Source organism: Alishewanella longhuensis, assembly GCF_014653435.1.
Classification (GTDB): Bacteria; Pseudomonadota; Gammaproteobacteria; order Enterobacterales; family Alteromonadaceae; genus Alishewanella; species Alishewanella longhuensis.
This window is the reverse complement of the sequence record NZ_BNAO01000006.1, coordinates 163717-182819: the sequence shown is the minus strand read 5'-3', so window position 1 is coordinate 182819 and position 19103 is coordinate 163717. Positions and strand designations below refer to the sequence as shown.

12 protein-coding genes are annotated in these 19103 nt (G+C 47.7%); 9 read left to right on the top strand and 3 right to left on the bottom strand.

What is annotated here, in order from left to right:
- Nucleotides 1–6: 6 nt before the first annotated feature.
- The 3 genes from IE163_RS12965 to ovoA all read left to right on the top strand — a co-directional run bounded on the left by IE163_RS12965 (nt 7) and on the right by ovoA (nt 4872).
- The gene (locus IE163_RS12965) at nt 7–1299 is read left to right on the top strand and encodes an EAL domain-containing protein (RefSeq protein WP_229833563.1); all 1293 of its coding nucleotides are present in this window, start codon (nt 7–9) and stop codon (nt 1297–1299) included.
- A 134-nt stretch (nt 1300–1433) separates the two neighbouring features.
- Nucleotides 1434–2594: a MalY/PatB family protein gene (locus IE163_RS12960; protein WP_189433403.1), complete on the top strand. Its 1161-nt coding sequence runs from the start codon at nt 1434–1436 to the stop codon at nt 2592–2594.
- 178 nt (nt 2595–2772) lie between these two features.
- Nucleotides 2773–4872: a 5-histidylcysteine sulfoxide synthase gene (gene ovoA / locus IE163_RS12955; protein ID WP_229833565.1), complete on the top strand. Its 2100-nt coding sequence runs from the start codon at nt 2773–2775 to the stop codon at nt 4870–4872.
- On the opposite strand, the gene IE163_RS12950 is transcribed toward ovoA, so the two are convergent.
- On the bottom strand, nt 4847–5980 hold the full coding sequence (locus IE163_RS12950; protein WP_229833562.1) for an ADP-ribosylglycohydrolase family protein: 1134 nt from the start codon (nt 5978–5980) through the stop codon (nt 4847–4849). The two genes, ovoA and IE163_RS12950, sit on opposite strands and share 26 nt — an antisense overlap.
- Nucleotides 5981–6242: 262 nt before the next feature.
- Between IE163_RS12950 and nhaC the strand changes: the two genes are divergently transcribed.
- From nhaC to IE163_RS12925, 5 genes are all read left to right on the top strand, one after another.
- A complete protein-coding gene (gene nhaC / locus IE163_RS12945; RefSeq protein WP_189433401.1) occupies nt 6243–7652 on the top strand; it encodes a Na+/H+ antiporter NhaC in 1410 nt (469 codons plus the stop codon).
- Between the two features lie 34 nt (nt 7653–7686).
- Entirely contained in the window at nt 7687–8340 is a 654-nt protein-coding gene (locus IE163_RS12940) for an ABC transporter ATP-binding protein (RefSeq protein ID WP_189433400.1), read from the top strand.
- On the top strand, nt 8340–10829 hold the full coding sequence (locus tag IE163_RS12935; protein ID WP_189433399.1) for an ABC transporter permease: 2490 nt from the start codon (nt 8340–8342) through the stop codon (nt 10827–10829). The genes IE163_RS12940 and IE163_RS12935 overlap by 1 nt, the downstream gene beginning before the upstream one ends.
- On the top strand, nt 10819–11889 hold the full coding sequence (locus IE163_RS12930) for a lipocalin-like domain-containing protein (protein WP_189433398.1): 1071 nt from the start codon (nt 10819–10821) through the stop codon (nt 11887–11889). The genes IE163_RS12935 and IE163_RS12930 overlap by 11 nt, the downstream gene beginning before the upstream one ends.
- A 278-nt stretch (nt 11890–12167) precedes the next feature.
- Complete coding sequence (locus tag IE163_RS12925; RefSeq protein WP_189433397.1) at nt 12168–13787, top strand: methyl-accepting chemotaxis protein; 1620 nt, start codon at nt 12168–12170, stop codon at nt 13785–13787.
- A 96-nt stretch (nt 13788–13883) separates the two neighbouring features.
- Here the strand turns inward: IE163_RS12925 and IE163_RS12920 are convergent, their stop codons facing one another.
- The gene (locus tag IE163_RS12920) at nt 13884–15728 is read right to left on the bottom strand and encodes a methyl-accepting chemotaxis protein (RefSeq protein ID WP_189433396.1); all 1845 of its coding nucleotides are present in this window, start codon (nt 15726–15728) and stop codon (nt 13884–13886) included.
- 186 nt (nt 15729–15914) lie between these two features.
- A complete protein-coding gene (locus IE163_RS12915) occupies nt 15915–17366 on the bottom strand; it encodes an anion permease (RefSeq protein ID WP_189433395.1) in 1452 nt (483 codons plus the stop codon).
- Nucleotides 17367–17599: 233 nt separating this feature from the next.
- Between IE163_RS12915 and IE163_RS12910 the strand changes: the two genes are divergently transcribed.
- Entirely contained in the window at nt 17600–18826 is a 1227-nt protein-coding gene (locus IE163_RS12910; protein ID WP_189433394.1) for an adenosine deaminase family protein, read from the top strand.
- The last annotated feature ends 277 nt before the right edge of the window (nt 18827–19103 follow it).

Here is a 19103-nt window from a genome sequence, read left to right as displayed (position 1 = left end):
AATTAAATGCGCTCAAGCGCTATTCATCTTCGCTCTACTCCCAGTTTAGACGGTAACATGCTTTACCGGCTCGCTCTTACAGTAATTAAAAAAACAGTTGATGGTCTTGTACCAAAATGTGACCGTACATTAGTTAGTAAAATCGTAAAAACAAAGGGTTTAACTATGTACTGTGCAGATTGTGAATCGGTAGACGATTATTTTTTTGAACAAAATACTTACTTCTGGATTTTTGTGCCGACTACTGAGACATTCGCTAAATTAGCCAGGTATGTTGGTGCTCAAAGCTACATGGCGCAGCAAGTGAGTTCGCATTGTATTTCTGTTCATGTAAAAACATCCTTGATTTCTCATTTTCTGACTGGCGTGAATGGCGCCTTAGAGCAAGCCGAGTTAGCTGGTACAAAACTGACAACGATGGCCACGAATTCAACGCCAGATATTGATGCCATGGCGCGAATGACAACCCTTAACGTACTTATAAACCGCTACAAAGCGAAATGGCTGATTAGCAGTATCGAGCAGGAAAATTATGAAACATGGTTTCAACCTATTATTCATGCTCATAGTGCATTGGATACACCAAAAGTTTATTCGTATGAAGGGTTGTTTAGAATGCGGGATGATACGAATAGTATTGTGCCACCACAGCTGGCTTTTAGGCTGGCAGAACAAGCTGACTTGCTATTCTCACTAGATTTGGTCGCAAGACGCTCTGCGGTAGAACACTTTGCAGCTGCTAAGCTAAGAGGGAAGTTGTTTATTAATTTCAATCCTTCAAGTATTTATGATCCCTCGTATTGCTTACGCTCTACAGCAGCGGCAATTTACGAATTAGGGTTAACGCCAGCTGATATTGTATTTGAGGTAACAGAAACGCATCAAAGCAGCGACTTAAACCATCTAAAAGGAATTTTGGCGTTTTATCGGAATGCGGGGTTTAAAGTGGCCATGGATGATATTGGTTCAGGTTGGTCTGGGTTAAATCTTCTCCAAAAAATACGGCCAGATTACGTGAAAATTGACATGGAACTGGTGCGTGATATTCATAATGATGTTTTTAAACAGAATATTGTTTCTAGTCTGGTGAGTATTGCGAAAAGAAGTGGTATTAGCACAGTGGCAGAAGGAATAGAGACAGAAGACGAGGCAAAATGGCTAATCGATAACGACGTTGACTTGCTGCAGGGATATCTATTCGGACGCCCCAAATTTCATAGTCAAAAAGTGAATCAAGCAGCCCTAAATGGCATAAAGAACGCTGTATCACCGCTTAAAACAGCAGCAAGAAAGTCCTAATGTCTTTTACTCTGCTGCTTAATACTCTAATAAAAAGTATGCGAGTACCACTTTATTAAAGCAGTTGTAAGCATGCTATATCATACTGTTAGCAATATTGGCGTTAATGGCGCATACCAAGACAAAGGCGGATAATGGATTTTAATGAAAAACCCGATCGTACTCGGTCAAAAGCCTATAAATGGGAGCGCTACAAGGGAACCGACATCTTACCCATGTGGATTGCCGATACCGAGTTTCGCTGTGCCGAACCGATCTTAACGGCGTTGCATCAGCGAATTGACGAGGGCATCTTTGGTTACACCCTGCCAGAGCATGATATTGAGGCGATTGCTGCCGTAGTTGCGTGGTGTAAACGCCAGTATAACTGGCAAATTGATCCCAGTTGGCTGGTGTGGACGCCTGGCATTGTGCCGGCATTTAACCTCTTTATTAAAGCAGTGTGCCAAACAGGCGATAAAATTATTGTACCCACGCCCAATTACCCGCCGATGCTAGCCGCACCTGCGCTCAATAATATGGAGCGCATTTGCATCGACACTGTGTTAGTAGACGGGCGATGGACTTTGGATTTTGCTGCGTTAGAACAGGCGGCCGCAGATCCCAAGGCGCGTTTATTAATGCTGTGTAATCCTATGAATCCGCTGGGCTCAGTCTTGCGGCAAGATGAACTCGACAGCATTGCGCAAATTTGCAGCAAGCATGGCGTCTTAGTGTGTTCTGACGAAATACACTGCGATTTAATTTTAGATGCTGTGCCACATTTTCCTGCCAGTGCACATCCATTATTGGCCGACACCTCTGTGACATTAATGGCCGCCAGTAAAACCTTTAATATTGCGGGTTTGGGTACGGCCTTTGCCATTATTCCAAATCCAATATTACGCGCGGCCTTTAATCAGGCGGCGCAAGGGGTGTTACCTTGGGTAACGATAACAGGGTTAACGGCAACGCAGGCGGCGTTTAGCCATTGTGATCTCTGGCATCAACAGCAATTAGCCTACTTAAAGCAGAATCGTGATTTTTTAGTCGATGAGATTAACCAGATAGCGGGATTACAGGTGATTGCGCCTGCCGCCACATTTTTATTGTGGGTCGATGCCAGTCAATTAGGTGTTACTGATCCCCAAGCCTGGTGCGAAGCCCGAGGCGTTGGCCCTTCGGCAGGGAGCGCTTTTGGTAATAAAGATTTTTTTCGTCTGAACTATGGCTGCGCACGGGCGTATTTAGAAGAAGCCGTTAGCCGGCTGCGGGGCAATCCCCGCGATAACAAGCAATTGATAACAAGCAATTGATAACAAGCAAAAGTGCCGACATTGATAAATGCTGAGTTCACGCTAAACGTTGGTCATTTATTGGGGATTTATCCTATTTCTGCGCCACAAACTATTAAAAGGATTGTGCTTAACAATGACATTACCGATACATCAGCCTCAAGCGATAGCAAATACGGCTATTCGCTCAAACAGCGTTATGCCATTGCGCAGAACACCACAACTTAATGACGGTAATATAGCCGAGAAGCGGGCAGAAATTGCACGATATTTTACCAATACCTTTGACACCTACACCCGACTGTTTGATTGCTTGCGCGACGATACTGGGTTTTACCAAAAGCCTATCTCCCTGCGCCATCCGCTGATTTTTTATTTTGGTCATACCGCCACGTTTTTTATCAACAAACTCATCTTAGCGAAGCTGATATCTGCGCGCATCAACCCGCACCTGGAATCTATTTTTGCAGTTGGCGTGGATGAAATGAGCTGGGATGATTTATCTGAAGCGCATTTCGATTGGCCCAGTGTGGATGCTGTGCGTGAGTATCGTGCCAAGGTGCGCGCGACCGTATTGGATCTCATCAACACTCTCGAGCTGGTATTGCCGATTGATTGGGACAATAGCTGGTGGCCTATTGTAATGGGCATAGAGCATGAGCGTATTCATCTTGAAACCTCTACAGTGCTGATCCGACAGCAGGTTTTGGCGAAAGTGCAGCCATTACCTGAGTGGCCAATCTGTCAAGAAACCGGTCAGGCGCCTAAAAACAAGCTGATAACGGTGCCAGCGGGCGCGGTGAATATTGGCAAAGCCTTAGATAGCGCCTTTTATGGTTGGGATAACGAGTATGGCCAACATCAGGCAGAGGTGGCAGAGTTTAAAGCCAGTCAATACCTGGTAAGTAACCAAGAATTTTTAGAATTTGTTGAAGACGGCGGCTATACCCAAGATCATGTTTGGACTGAAGAGGGGCTTGCTTGGCGTCAGTATACCGAGGCCAAACATCCGACGTTTTGGCGCTGGCACAATGGTTGGCGTTTGCGCTTAATGACCGAAGAAATTGCTATGCCATGGGATTGGCCTGTTGAAGTAAATTATCATGAGGCCAAAGCCTTTTGCGCATGGAAAACGGCCGAGAGTGGGCAAAAAATTCGTATGCCTACCGAAGATGAATGGTACCGATTATGTGCCGAAGCAGGGGTTAATGAAGTGGGCGAGGCACCTGCTGCCGCGAACCTGCATCTTGATCATTTTGCCTCATCTTGTCCTGTGACGCGCTTTCAACATGGCCGTTGGTACGATGTGGTTGGCAATGTCTGGCAGTGGACTGAAACCGCGATCTATCCTTTTAACCATTTTAAAGTACATCCGCTTTATGATGATTTTACTACCCCTACCTTTGATGGTAAGCACAATTTGATCAAGGGGGGCTCGTGGATCTCTGCCGGTAATGAAGCCCGGCTCAGTGCGCGCTATGCGTTTCGTCGTCACTTTTTTCAGCATGCCGGTTTTCGTTATGTGGCTGCTAATACCGAGGCATCGTCGTCAACCGCATACTATGAAAGCGATAAGCTATTATCAGAATATGCCGAGTTTCATTTTGGCGATACCTGGTATGGCGTAGAGAGTTTTCCAAAAGCCTTGGCCGATATTGCGATTGAGGCAATGCAGGGCAAGGTCACGGGCAAAGCCCTGGATCTAGGCTGTGCTTGTGGTCGTGCCAGCTTTGAATTAGCCCGACAATTCGACACTGTAGAAGGTGTGGATTTTTCTGCGAACTTTATCGGGCTTGCCGCAAGAATGGCTGAGCAAGGCGAAGTACATTATGCCCGAGTCGAGGAAGGGGATTTGGTCAGTTACCATACCCGCACCCTAAACGCTTTAGGGTTAGCTGCCTATGTAGATCGTGTGGCCTTTTATCAGGGCGATGCCTGTAATTTAAAACCGCAATTTACTGGGTACGATCTTGTGCTGGCGGCGAATCTGATTGATCGCTTATACCAGCCGAGCCGCTTTTTGGCTGAGATGGCACCGCGCATCAATGCGGGCGGCTTGCTCATTATTGCGTCTCCCTATACTTGGCTGGAAGAGCATACGCCTAAGCATGAATGGCTTGGTGGCTTTAAAAAGGATGGCGAAAGTTACAGCACCTTGGATGGCTTAAAGGCGCAGCTATCGCGCCACTTTAGGTTAGTCGGTGAACCGCGCAAAGTGCCCTTTGTGATCCGCGAAACGCAGCACAAGTTTCAGCACACGCTCTCTGAGCTGACTATTTGGGAGCGTCTGCCAGAGTAAACAGCGCAGCAATTTCTTGTGCAATTGCCTTGTGGTCGACCAATTGTTCAAACCAATGGGTCGCCACATGGTCACTTTGTAAGCCCAGCAGGGTGCCTAAGATAATACCGCGATGTACGTTATCGCCGCCTAAATTGGTATTTACCAGCAGCGCTTGCCAAGGATCATCTTGATATTTGCAGGCCAAATACAGCACGATAGGCCACGAGTCGCTAATATAACAGGCTCTGGAAAATACCTGACCAATCACCTGATTATCGGGCATGTTACGTTGCAGTACGGACGCTAAATCTACCCCCGGCACCGCTTTGCTGGCGGCAAGCAAGAGGGCTTTAACCTGCGTTTTGTCTGGCCCAGCTAAGAGCGCACATAACAGTTGTACATAGTGATCAGCCACGCGCATTAGGGCTTCATCCGGATGTGTTAGGGCTAAGTGCGCTCTACACGCGGCTTTTATCTCGGCTTCACTGGCGCCACTCAGGCGTTCTGCAAACACTAAGGGGGCTAGGGTCACCAGAGCGCCAATCGAAGCGGTATCATGGGTCAGCATGGCGCAGGCTTCAGGATCGCGTCCTTGCGCCCAATTGGCAAAAAAGCCCCGATGATAAGACTCCGCATAGGTATCAGGGTGTGCAGCTGGGCTCATGGTCATAAAGTCGATATAGGCGGTAATAAAGGCTTTTGCATTGTAGCGGCCCTTTAAGCTAGCCAAGGTGCGGATCAGTACACGCGCACAATGGGCATTAAGGGTGTTTTCACCTGCTTGCATACCTTGATGATAATGCACATTCGGTTTGTCCCAAAACTGCGCCTTGCCTCTTAAAATAACGTCGCCAACAATTTGTGTCGTGGCAGCGTTCGCGTTATGGCCTTTAGGGTTTTTTACCGCAGACTGCCTGCCGCCAGTCTGTTTCGAGTGTAAAGACATAATAGACGAGGGATGAAAAGCCGGTGCGGCTGCAAAGCCTTGAATACCTCCGGCGAAGGCGCGGGTTATTTCCATGGGCTGATAAAACCAATGCACCGGCATTGCTAAGGCATCCGCAATAAAGCTGGTTTTTAATGCGGTTGCCGCTCGGATCTGTTGCGCTGTGTTACTTTGCATCATTGTTCCTTAGCCATCGACATGACTAGATAGGGGGAAAGGCGGCAGTGCTTGCTCCACATCGCAGCAACAAGCAGCGGCTAAATGCGTTTACTGCTTGGTATTGCATCGTATCGATGTGGCCCACTGTGGTTGTTAACTAATACAGTGTTAACGCAACATCAGACGTTTTCTTCAGGCTCTATATTGTATAAATTATCTACGTGCCGGCATATATCTGCTGATATACTCATGATTACCTTCCCTTTTACCTCGTGGTGCAATCTTGTCTTTAACATCGCCTACCGCTGTGCGTAGTCCTAGTTTTTTGCAGTCCCTAATATGTTTTAGCGTTGTTGTGGTTTTGATCGCCGGTGGTTTGTTTGGTTTGGGGATCAGTTTGCACACGCTGATGTTTTTATGCCTGCTTTGGGTCGGGCTAAATGCCTTTAGCCTGGGGTATGGGTATGCGCAGATCCGCGAGCTGATGACTAGAGCCTTAACCCGCGCGATGCCTGCCATTTATATTTTTATTTTGATTGGGATGGTTATCGCCAGCTTTATGCACAGCGGCACTATTGCCACCTTAATTTACTATGGACTGAGTTGGTTAAATCCCAGTATCTTCTTAGCTGTGGGACTATTGCTGTGTGCGCTGATGTCGGTGGCCACAGGCACATCCTGGGGTACTGTGGGCACCTTGGGCGTGGTGCTGATGGGGGTTGGTGCAACGATGAATATTCCTCTACCCTTAATTGCGGGCATGGTGGTGTGTGGTGCCACCTTTGGGGACAAAATGTCGCCTATTTCTGATACCACCAACCTGGCCGCGATGAGCGCAGGCACCGATCTTTATCGGCATATTTATTCGATGCTATTTACCACGCTGCCGACCTTTATCCTGACCTTTTTGATCTTTCTTGGCATAGGTTTTAGTTATGGCGAACAGCATATTAATCTGGCCGACGTGAGTGCAATCCAAGCGGCATTGGCTGGTCATTTTAGTTTGGCGCCAGTTATTACCTTACTGCCGCTACTTGTATTAGCCGTAATGAGTATCAAAAAAGTCCCTGCTGAAGTCACTATGTCATGCAGCATTGTGTTAGCGGTGCTGATTGCCATTTTTTATCAAGATAGCAGCACCATCAGCGTGCTTAACGCGCTCTGGCAGAACAGCCCACAAAATACCGGTATTGCCAGCCTCGATGCACTCCTAGGGCGTGGCGGGATCAGCAGTATGAGCTGGACCTTGCTTTTAGCCTTAATGGCAATCGCACTGGGGGGCATTTTGCATGGTGCAGGATTTTTAACTGCCTTATTGGCGGGGATTATCAAAAGGGTGCAACGTACGGCCTCACTGGTCGCCACCACCATCGTCTCAGGCTTTTTAGGCAATGTGGCGATGGGCGAGGCCTATATTTCGATTATTTTAAATTGCCAATTGTTTAAACCTAAGTACCAGCAACAACAGCTGGATCCTGCTGTGTTATCGCGTTCGGTTGAGGAAGGTTCAACCATGACCACTGGCCTGATCCCATGGACGACGGCTGGCGCTTTTTATACGGCAACCCTTGGCGTAGAAGTGCTGGATTTTGCGCCTTATGCTTTTTTTAATTATTTAAATGCGGTTATTGCGGTGGCCATGGCGGCTCTGGGCATCGGATTGCTTAAACCCAAACGGCTTGCCGGCGCGTAGAATACAGACTGCTGTTAATGCTGTTAGGAAAGTTATGCTGCACGTTGTTGGTTTAGCGAAAACCTACCTTACCTCACAAGGCCCACTGCCACTGTTTAGTGATGTCAGTTTTGACATCCACCCAGGCGAAAGTGTGGCCTTGATGGGCGAATCGGGCTGTGGAAAATCGACCTTACTGCATATTTTGGCCGGGCTTGAGCAAGCCGATCATGGCCAAGTCTTGATTAATCAGCAAGATCTGACGCAATTACCGGATCGGCAGCGCGCGCAGCTGCGGCGTCATTATATTGGTGTGATTTTTCAGCAATTAAATTTAATCCCCAGTTTAAGCATTCAGGATAACTTAGCCTTTCAAGCCCGTCTGGCTGGCAACCTAGACGCTGACTGGCTACAACACCTAGTATCAACCTTGGGGCTGGCGCCCTTGTTGCAGCGGTATCCTGCACAGCTGTCAGGTGGGCAGCAGCAACGTGTGGCCATTGGCCGCGCCTTACTGGCAAAAACACCATTGTTACTGGCGGATGAACCCACCGGCAGCCTGGACGAAGCCAATGCTGAGCAGGTGATGGCGCTGATGCTAACCTTGATTAAAGAAACCGGAAGCAGCTTGCTGATGGTCACGCACAGTGCCTTACTCTCGACCCAACTGGATCGCACCATGATCTTAAAACAAGGGCGGTTAAGCTAGTGCCAAAGCGTCACTCCGCGTTGTGGGTATTGCATGCGTTACTCAGTCATTGGCTGCGGCATCCGGTGCAGCTTGGCACCTTTATGTTGGGATTGTTGGCCGCCACTGCGCTTTGGAGTGGTGTGCAAGCCTTAAATCAACACGCACGCGCCAGTTACGATCAAGCAGCAACCCGCTTTAGCAGCATTAACCAAGCGCAAATTGTGCCAATAAACCAACAGCCGCTTACCGAGTCAGACTATATAATGTTGCGGCGCTTAGGCTGGCAGCTAACCCCGGTGGTTGAGGGTGCGCTACCCAATATAAGCGCAGGCGACACGCTTAATATTATTGGTATTGAGCCGATGACACTGCAACATGGCGGGGTATCTACTGCTGCAGACACTGGCTTGCCCAGTACGTTTTCGTTAACGCGCTTTTTAACGCCGCCTTGGGAGATCTGGGTATCGCCGGCCACGGCAGGGCAGATTAAACCCTGGTTTGATGCGCCAGTACAAACCGGTTTTCCGTATAATCCAGACGGCAACCTAGTTAACCTTAGGGTGAGTTCCAGCATTGCTGATAACGAGATCATCACGGATATTTATCTCGCGCAATATTGGCTACAACAACCCGATCAGCTATCCCGGCTGTTGCTGCTCGATACCAACACGTCCAAGACACTACCGGCAGCGTTATCTGCACATCTGCGCGTCGTTATCCCGCAGAGTGATTATGACATTTCGCGGCTCACCGCCAGTTTTCATTTAAATCTTACCGCACTGAGTATGTTGGCGTTTTTAGTTGGGCTCTTAATGGTGTATTCCGCTATCCATTTGGCCATGGCACAACGTGCTGTGCTGCGACGAATTTTATTCAGTTGTGGCGTAAGTCAACGCGCATTAACGTTTTGGCTGCTAATAGAATTATTACTGCTGAGCGGGCTAATCACCCTGCCGGGGTTAACGCTAGGCTATTGGATTGCCGTGCTGCTGTTACCGGATTTTTCAGCCAGTTTAACCGGCTTGTATGGGGCAAGTGCGCTGGGCGAGTTGACGCTATCTTGGCAGTGGTGGCTACAGGGTGTAGTGATTGCCTGGGGAGGCGTATTACTGGCGGCCATAGTGCCAATGGTTAAGCTTATTAGCGGGCATGCTAGCTTAAGTCAAACTCGCAGCAATGCACAGGGGTTAGATCATTCTGTGCTGTTGACGGGTGCGGGTAGCATCTGCGTTTTGCTGGCCCTGGGTATTGCCTGGTTTGGCGAATCCTTATTCAGTGGCTTCTTATTGCTGGCTTTGATGTTTATCAGTGCGGCCTTGTTAATGCCCGCCACCTTAAACGTCTGTTTGCGGCTGGGGCAGCGTTGTTCACGTTCTGCTGTGGTGCAGTGGCTATGGGCAGACGCACGTATGCAGGTGTCTCATCTCAGTGTGGCATTAGTGGCGTTGTTGCTGGCATTATCCACCAGCATTGGTGTTGGCGGTATGGTGGAAGGATTTCGTAACACCTTTACCGGCTGGCTTGATCAGCGTCTGGCGGCAGAGGTGTATTTACGGATTGATGACGAAGCGCAAGCGCAGCAGGTGGACGCTTGGCTACTACAACACCCTGCTGTTTTAGCTTTGCTGCCCTCTGCGGGTATCGACAGTCAGGTAGCGGGTATCCCAGTCGAATTACGAGGCATACAACTGCACAGCACCTATAGTGAGTATTGGCCGCTGCTTAGCAGCACCCCTGATGCATGGCAAGCGCTAGCAGACAATGCTGCGGTGATGATTAACGAACAATTGGCTCGGCAACTTAACCTGAAGTTAGGGGATACACTGCCGTTGTCGGGAATGCAGCAAACTGACTTTAAAATCAGTGCCATATTCAGTGATTATGGTAATCCGAAAGGACAGGTGTTGCTGTCGTTGGCAACGCTACAGCGCAATTGGGCAGACACCGAGCGTGGCAGTATGGCACTGCGGGTTGAACCCACGGCTGTGGCTGAGCTGATCTCGGCGTTAACAGTGCAATTTTCACTAAACGAGACGCAAGTTATCGATCAACATGCGGTTAAACGCTACTCGTTACAATTATTTGAGCGCACCTTTGCCGCCACACAAGCCTTGAATGTGTTGGTATTACTGATTGCCGCAATTGCGCTATTTAGCAGTTTACTCACATTATCGACCATGCGTTTACGACACCTTGCCCCTGTTTGGGCCTGTGGCCTGTCCAGACGCTATCTGGTGGGCACCGAGTTGCTTAAGTTACTGTCGTTAGCCTTGCTTACTGCATTATTAGCCATACCTCTGGGATTACTGATCAGTTACTGCTTAGTGGCGGTGATCAATGTGCGTTCTTTTGGTTGGGCGCTGCCTTGGCAGTTTTTTCCGTCGCAATGGTTGCTGTTAACCATGGCTGCGCTGGTAAGTGCTTTCTTAGCGGCCATTATTCCGGTGTTAACACTGCAGTTCACCTCGCCTAGCTCGCTGTTAAAAGGGTTTCGTGATGAGCAATAAAGTCGTCTTACTTTTACTTATGCTTTTGCAGATTGCGCTGCTTGGTTGTAAGCCGGTGCCGCCCAGTGAAGGTTTCGCGGGGCTGGGCGCGACAGCCGATGAATTCGCTCAGGTTGTGCCAGGCAATATCATCGAGTATCCCGCGGCGCTGGATCAGCACCCTGAGTATCGTATTGAATGGTGGTATGTGACGGCTAATCTGGAGACAGAGTTTGGTGAGCAGCTGGGAATTCAGTGGACGCTGTTTCGGTATGCGGATGCGCCGGCACCGCAGCGCGAAGGGTGGGCAAGTCAACAGCGCTGGCTTGGGCATGTAGGGATAACCCGTGCCAATCAACATTTTTTTGCGGATACCTATGCGCGCGGCGGCATTAACCAAGCGGGGGTAAGCCCAGAGCCATTTAAAGCTTGGATCGATAATTGGTCTTTTGTTGCTAGCGACACGGATGCAACCCATTTTACCTTGCATGCCGACACTGCTGACTTTAGCTATGCGTTAACGTTAAAAAAGCAGGGACCCGCTATTTTGCATGGTGAGCAGGGTGTCAGCGTAAAATCGTCTGCAGGCCAAGCCTCTTATTACCTAAGTTTGCCTTTTCTAGCGGTGTCGGGAGAGATAAAAATAGGGGATGAGCAGTTAGCCGTAACAGGTGAGGCCTGGCTGGATCGGGAGTGGAGTAGCCAGCCGTTAGCGGCCAATCAGCTGGGATGGGATTGGTTTTCCCTGCATTTAGCGAATGGCGATAAATTGATGTTATTTCGGTTGCGCCACGCAGATGCCGAACATTATTTTTCAGGTACCTATATTGCTGCTGATGGCCGCACCCAGCCATTACAATCACAGCAAATTACTATGCAGCCAATACAACAGCATAGTGTCGCGGGGAAGCGAGTACCCGTAGCTTGGCAGTTAACGGTAGCGGATCTTGGTATTGCCATTCAAGCGCAGGCGCTTAATCCCAATGCCTGGATGGGGACGGGTATTGCTTACTGGGAAGGACCAATTAGCTTTACCGGCAGTCACTCGGGCAAAGGGTATTTGGAAATGACCGGATATTAGTACTGGCTTAGTCGATTTAGGTATTTTTCAGGTATTCTGGTGCGTACTTTCTAAGCACTTTCTAAGCACTATGTTTCGCTAGGTTAGTTTAATCCGTTAGCATAGCTATTTTACACAACTAGCTTTAGTTTCCTTTATCGCTGTTGCATATAAAAGCTGCCAGCAACAAATATTACTGCTAAAGTATCATTTACTACTCTACCAGCTCTCGTTCGCAGTTAAGTATAACTACAGTGAAGCTAAGTTCAGGCAGCAATTAAGGATATAAGAGGCGGGCTATGTTCAGATCGGTAAGCATTCAGAAGCGGTTACTCGCGGCCTTCGGCGCGCTGGCATTTATGCTGGCAGCACTGGGGCTTTACAATTTAAATACCATGTCACAAATTCGGGACCGAGCAAATTTGCTCGAAACCAATATTTTACCCGCATTAATGGCGGTAGGTGAATTAAATAATACGGTTACTCGCTTACGGGTGCAAACACTGCGTTTAATGTTAACAACAGACATAAACAATGAAGGTGCAACGCTGCGCTTGGTGGATGAGCTAAGACAAAGCGTACTTGCCACTGAAAAACGTTATGAAGCCTTTATTAATACTGATGAAGTGCGGCGTACTTATAATGAATTTGCCAGCCAACTGCAGCAATATTTAAAGTTTCAAAAAGAGGCGATAGATTTTTTAAAACAAGATGAGATCGGTTTAGCTTTGGATTTATTACAACAAATAAACCCGTTAACAGATGCTATAGCGATTAGTTTAGCGCGTTTAACTGAACTGAATGAAACGGCTGCTGCTGCTGCACGTAGTGAGTCTATCGCCGCATATGAGCAAGCCAGAATCTTAGTGATAGTGTTAATTGTGTTGGCGGTGGCTATAGCCGTAGTGATTGCTTTGGTTATTTCGGCCAGCATTAATCAGCCGTTAGCACAGGCCGTAAACTCCGCTCAGCAAATTGCTGAGGGCGATTTAACACAACGGATTACCAGTGAAGGCAGTGATGAGTTGACGCAATTATCTGAAGCTTTAGTGCAAATGCAGCAAAAATTGCGTGATGCTATTGGTCATATTGCCAGTTCTGCCAGCCAGCTGGCGTCGGCGGCGGAAGAACTTAATGCAGTAACAGACGAGTCTGCTCGTGCTATTCAGCTACAAAATGATGAAGTGCAGCAAGCTGCAACCGCTATTACCGAGATGAGTTCAGCAGTAGATGAGGTCGCTTCTACCGCTATGCAAACTTCGGAAGCTTCAGTGCAATCAGCTAACTTGGCAAAAGATGGTAGCCAGAAGGTGCTACAAACCCGCACTGTTATTGGCAAAATGAATGCAGATGTGCAGCAAAGTGCCAATGTTATTAACGTGCTGGCGGAAAAAGTTTCATCGATTAATCAGGTATTGGAAGTTATTCGCAGTGTGGCCGAGCAAACCAATTTGCTGGCGCTTAATGCGGCCATTGAAGCCGCGCGTGCCGGTGATGCCGGGCGTGGCTTTGCGGTGGTAGCCGATGAGGTACGTAGTTTGGCGCATCGTACCCAAACCTCTACTGGCGAAATAGAGCAGATGATTAGCCAGGTGCAAAGCTCGGTAAAAGAAGCAGTTAATGCCATGGGTTTAATTAGCCAGAATGCCGGTAATGCGCAGAATGTGGCAGAGGAAGCCGCTGCGGCGTTAACCCAGATTGCTGATAACATTACCAGCATTAGCGACCAAAACCATGTTATCGCCAGTGCGGCCGAAGAGCAGTCTAAGGTGGCGCGTGAAATTGATCGTAATATCATTACGATCAGTGATTTAGCAAACCAAACGTCAGCTGGCTCGCATCAAACATCAGCCAGTGCTTCAGAATTATCACGATTAGCTATTCAGCTAAATGAATTGGTCAATCGCTTTAAAGTGTAAACAAAGATGCTCGTCTGCTCTGGCAGAATCTTGAGTTAACGAGTGAGAAAAATGGCGCTACTTAGCGCCATTTTTTATTAGGGTTAGTTATCGACGTTAGGCTCTAAACTTTTCAACTTCCATGCGTAGTTCACGAGCCTGGCCGGCGACCATTTCGCTGAGCTGATTGGTTTGGCGGGCTGTACCTGCTGTTTCTTCCGACATATCTCTAATTTTCACCACATTGCGGTTGACTTCGGCTGCAACCAGGCTTTGTTCTTCTATCGCCGCTGCTATTTGGGTGGTCATATCCATAATATTGCTGACATTAGCAGTGATTTGCTGCAACAGCTCTTTTGCTGTATTGGCCTGATCAGCACTTTGTATGCCATTATCGCGACACTCTTGCATGGTAATGGCGATACCTTTGGTACGTTGCTGTAAGGTTTGAATAATAGCTTCTATCTGTCGGGTAGATTGCTGGGTACGTTGCGCTAAGGTTCTTACTTCATCAGCAACGACCGCAAAGCCGCGGCCTTGCTCACCGGCTCTGGCTGCCTCGATAGCAGCGTTTAAGGCTAACAAGTTGGTTTGCTCGGCAATGGCGCGTATCACATCGAGTACAGAGCCAATATTGATACTGTCTTGTTCAAGTTCCGCCGCCGATTGGCTGGCATCTTGCAGGCGTGCTGCCAGCGCTTTTACAAAATCCACACTATCACTAACTTGTTGCTGACCTTGCTGCGCATTTAAATTGGTACTGTTCGCTGTACTCGCGGTCATCTCAGTATTTGCGGCAATCTCCTGAATAGTCGCCCCCATTTCGGTTACGGCAGTGGCCACCATATCAGTTTCTGATTGTTGCTCACGCATTAAGGTAGCGCTGCCTGCAGCTGCACTAGCTAATTGTTCGGTTACGCTATCCAGGGTTTCCAGTGAATGATTAACCGACTTCACCAAGGTTTGAATATCAGAGAGTAGGGTATTAACATCCTGACCTAAGACGGCGATTTCGTCTTTGCCTTTTATATGAAGCCGTAGGGTGAAGTCCTTTTCATTTCTGATCCGGGCCAAATCAGCAGAGGCCTGCTGAATAGGTTTTTGAATACTGCGGGCAATCAGGCTTACTAACAAGATGACTAAGATAATAATCAGGGCAAAAATGCTTAGGCTCAATCTATTGATTTGTTTTACCGCATCACGAAAACTGGCGCTGAGTTGCTCTGACATTTGTTTTAGTAGGCTCTCGGTAGCTTGAATTTGTTGCCGCATCCGCCCTTCGACACCTTGGTCTTGATTAAAGCCGCGTTGCTCTAAGGCATTGCCTAAGTCTTTCATGCTTTGCATATAGGTTTGTAAGGTGCGAGCTTCCTCGCTAGTCAGTTCAGACTGCAACGCATTGGCAATTTGTTGTTGTCTGGCTAAATACTCAGGTGAAAGTCTGAGTAAAAAGTCCTTTTCCAGGCGGCGTAGTTGTAAATAAGATACTTGTTGCTCTAAAGCACTGTTGAGCTGCTGTTCCAACTGATGCGCGCTATTGCGCAGTGCACCTTGCAAGCCATCTGTCTCGGTTAACCCTATTTGCTGTTGTAAGGCAACCATCGCTGCAAATTCATTACCATAGTTTGTTACCAAACGTGCAAACTCAGTGGTGTGGGGATCGGGCAGGTTAAGTTTGGCCAGTAATTGTTTTAACTCAGCAAGTTTTTGCTCCAGTTTTTGCTGCGTTTCCTGATGCCGTGGTAAATAACGCAGTTCCTGCCGTAATAAAAAATCTTTTTCGTGACGGCGCAGCATCAGCATGTCGGTGTTAAGTTCAGCAATCAGGTTATCTGCTGCAGCCAGGCTACCCAGGGTTCTGGCTTGGTATTGCATCAGTAGTAGCATTAAGCTAAGCGCCAGTACTGCTACGGCGGCTATAGAAATTAGCCTATTTTTTATAGAGATATTATTAAGTTGCATAGTGCTGACGCCTCCGGCGAATACTAAAATATAAACCCTTACCACTGTTATCTATGTTTGACATTGCCTTTGGGCTGAGATAGAAGCACATCTAATAGAGGTGAATTACTATTTTAGCATAAGCTGTACTAGTTGCTTGCGCCAGATTTTAGCGTCTTATTTTACTTGCGCGCGAAGCGATGATGTTTAAAACAGCATCAGTAGCCACGGATACCCGATACCTAGCAAGACCGCCAGATAAAATAATCCGAAAATGCTGCCAAGGCGCCAGTAGTCATGCGCAGGTAAATAGCCACTACCAAAATAAATTGGGCTGGGACCGGTGCCGTAAGGTGTGAGGATGCCCATCAGGCCCAATGATGTTACCAGTAATAAGCTGAAGATCAGTAAATTCATCCCCGGAATGGCAGCACCAATGGCTAATGTTACCGGCAGCAAGGCGGTAGTATGTGCTGTGCTGCTGGCAAATAAATAATGTAGCAGATAAAAGGCCATCACTAACACCAGTGTTGCCGTCACTGGCGAGACATCGCCCAGCCATTGGCCGCCCAGTACGCCGAGCCAGCGAATAAAGCCAACATCAGACAAGCCACCGGCCAACGTAACTAAGGTGGCAAACCACACCAATGTATTCCAGGCGGCTTTATTGCCGGTAATATCTGACCAGTCCAACACCTTGGTGTATAGCATTAAACAGATAACTAATAAGGCGGCGAGAGCGGGTTCAATATACTTAGCGGCAAAGATCCAGAGCAGCAGCGCTAAGCAAACAAAAGCCACTAACAGCCATTCTTTTAGTTGCATCGGGCCAAGTTTCGTCAGTTCTGCTGCGGCCCAGCGCGGAACCTCCGCATTACTTTTGATGGTTGGCGGGTAAAACCAATAGGCTAACAATGGCGTCAGTAGCAGCAGTATTACCCCGACTGGTAAAAATGCCAAAGCCCAGGTGCCCCAGCTAATGCTGATCTCTATTTGGCTTTTTACCAGCGCAGTGGCCAGTAAATTGGGCGCTAGTGCTGATAGAAACATCGAGCTGGTGACACAGGTGGCGGCAATGGCGACCCACATTAAGTAGGAGCCAATTAGCCGGGCACTAGGATCATTAGGCCTGGAGCCATATAAGGCGGGTAGGTTAGAGATAATAGGGAAGATGGTACCACCACTTCTGGCGGTGTTTGACGGTGTAAAAGGGGCGAGCAGTAAATCGGCAAAGCTGATTGCATAGCCGAGCGTCAGGGTGTTTTTACCCATTTTCTTCACCAACAACAAGGCTAAGCGTTTGCCAAACTGGGTTTTCTCGTAGCCAGCAGCAAACATAAAAGCGCTGAAAATTAGCCAAACGGTAGCATTACCAAAGCCGGCCACCGCCCAGCGAAAAGCAGTACCTGCACTATTAAAATTAGGCGCGGCAAGCTGTGCGGGGCTAAATAACAACCAGGGAGCAGCAATTGCTACCAATACCACGGCCGATAAACCGACTACTGCGCCGGGCAGGGGTTCTAGTATTAACCCTGCAATCACCGCAATAAAAATTGCAAAGAAACGCCAGGCATGTGGATCCAAACCCTGCGGAATTGGCAGTACCAGGACGATCATTGCCAATATCACAGGCAATAGTGCTTTTAACCAAATAGGCATCGCCGTGCTCCAAGTCGTGTTACTCCCTCCAGATGCTGTTGAAAAAATAGCTGAGGATGAAGTGCTAAAAGGCTAAATACAAACAGCTTAGCAAGGATTATGCGGCTTTGACTGATTAAGTTACCTTTACCTGATCTGCCACAAAGATTCAGCGGTATGCTATAGCCTGTGCTCAGGTTTTTCGGACAAGCGCCTTTCATGCTATTCTGCATATAGCTAAAGAAGGAAAGATTATGCCCAGATATTCAGCCGAATTTATTAAAGATATGCCCAAATCCGATTTGCACTTGCACCTGGATGGCAGCCTAAGGCTCGACAGTTTAATTGAGATGGCCAAGCGCAGTAACGTAACGTTGCCCTCAGATAGCGTAGCCGGTTTAAAAGAATTGGTATTTAAAGATCGTTACCAAAATTTAGGCGAGTACCTGCACTGTTTTCAGTATACCTGCGCCGTATTGCGCGATCCGGAGAATCTGGAGCAAGCGGCGTACGAGCTGGCACTGGATAACCAAGCTGAAGGGGTAAACTATATTGAGGTGCGTTTTGCGCCACAGTTACTAATTGATTTAAGTCGCGGCATCGATTTTGACCAGATAATGCATGCAGTAAATAACGGCCTAAAGCGCGCCATGCAGCAGTATAATGCTACCGAGGCTGTATTAAGCGGTCAAAAACCGCCGTTTTATTATGGTATTATCAATTGTGCAATGCGGATGTTTGGTAATAAAGGCTTCTCGCCCTATTACACCAACTTATTTCAGCTAATGCGTGATTTTGCGCCGATGGACGTGATTAAACTGGCAGCGATGGAGCTGGTGCGGGCCAGTGTCAGGCTGCGCGATGGAGAAGGGATCCCTATTGTTGGCCTGGATTTAGCAGGGCAGGAAGCCGGTTACCCGGCGGGCAAATTTAAGGAGGTATATGAATATGCCCATCAACACTTTTTACTAAAAACCCTGCATGCCGGTGAAGCCTACGGTGCTGAAAGTGTATTTGAAGCCATTACCGAGTGCTATGCCGATCGTATTGGTCACGGTTACTCAATGTTTATGCCAGAGATGATTAAAGATCCAGCTATTGTAGATAAAAGTAAATATATCAGTAATTTGGCATCCTATATCGCCGATAAGCGCATTGCCATTGAGGTCTGTTTAACCAGTAATCTGCAAACCAACCCTGCCATTACCGATATTCGCCAACATAAATTTAAAGCCATGCTGGAGCACCGCATTGCGACGGTAATTTGTACCGACAATCGTCTGGTATCCAATACCACTGTGAGTAAAGAATACCAGCTGGCGCTGGATAACTTTGATGTGCCCTTAAAGCGTTTAAAAGATATGGTGGCTTACGGTTTTAAGAAAAGCTTTTTCCCGGGCAGCTATGTGGAAAAACGCCAATATGCCAAACAATGCCTGGAATACTTTGATCGGGTAGCACAGCGTTACGGATTTATCTAGTAATAACAATGGCTTGGCCTGGGTGTCGCAAAAAGCATACAGGCTAAGCCATTGATTTTAAAAGAAGTGAATTATCAGTCATTATATGTGTCGCAAATTAGCAACACTATCTCGCCCCAGACTTACTGTCACCTTATAAAATAAATCATAAACTATTGAAAGTAATCATATATAAATTGTTGGCACAAAGCCTGCATTATCTATGGTACGGCTGCAGGGGAATATCGCAAAAGTACAAATTTTTACTTTTACGCCATTCTCCTGAGACAGCACGGAC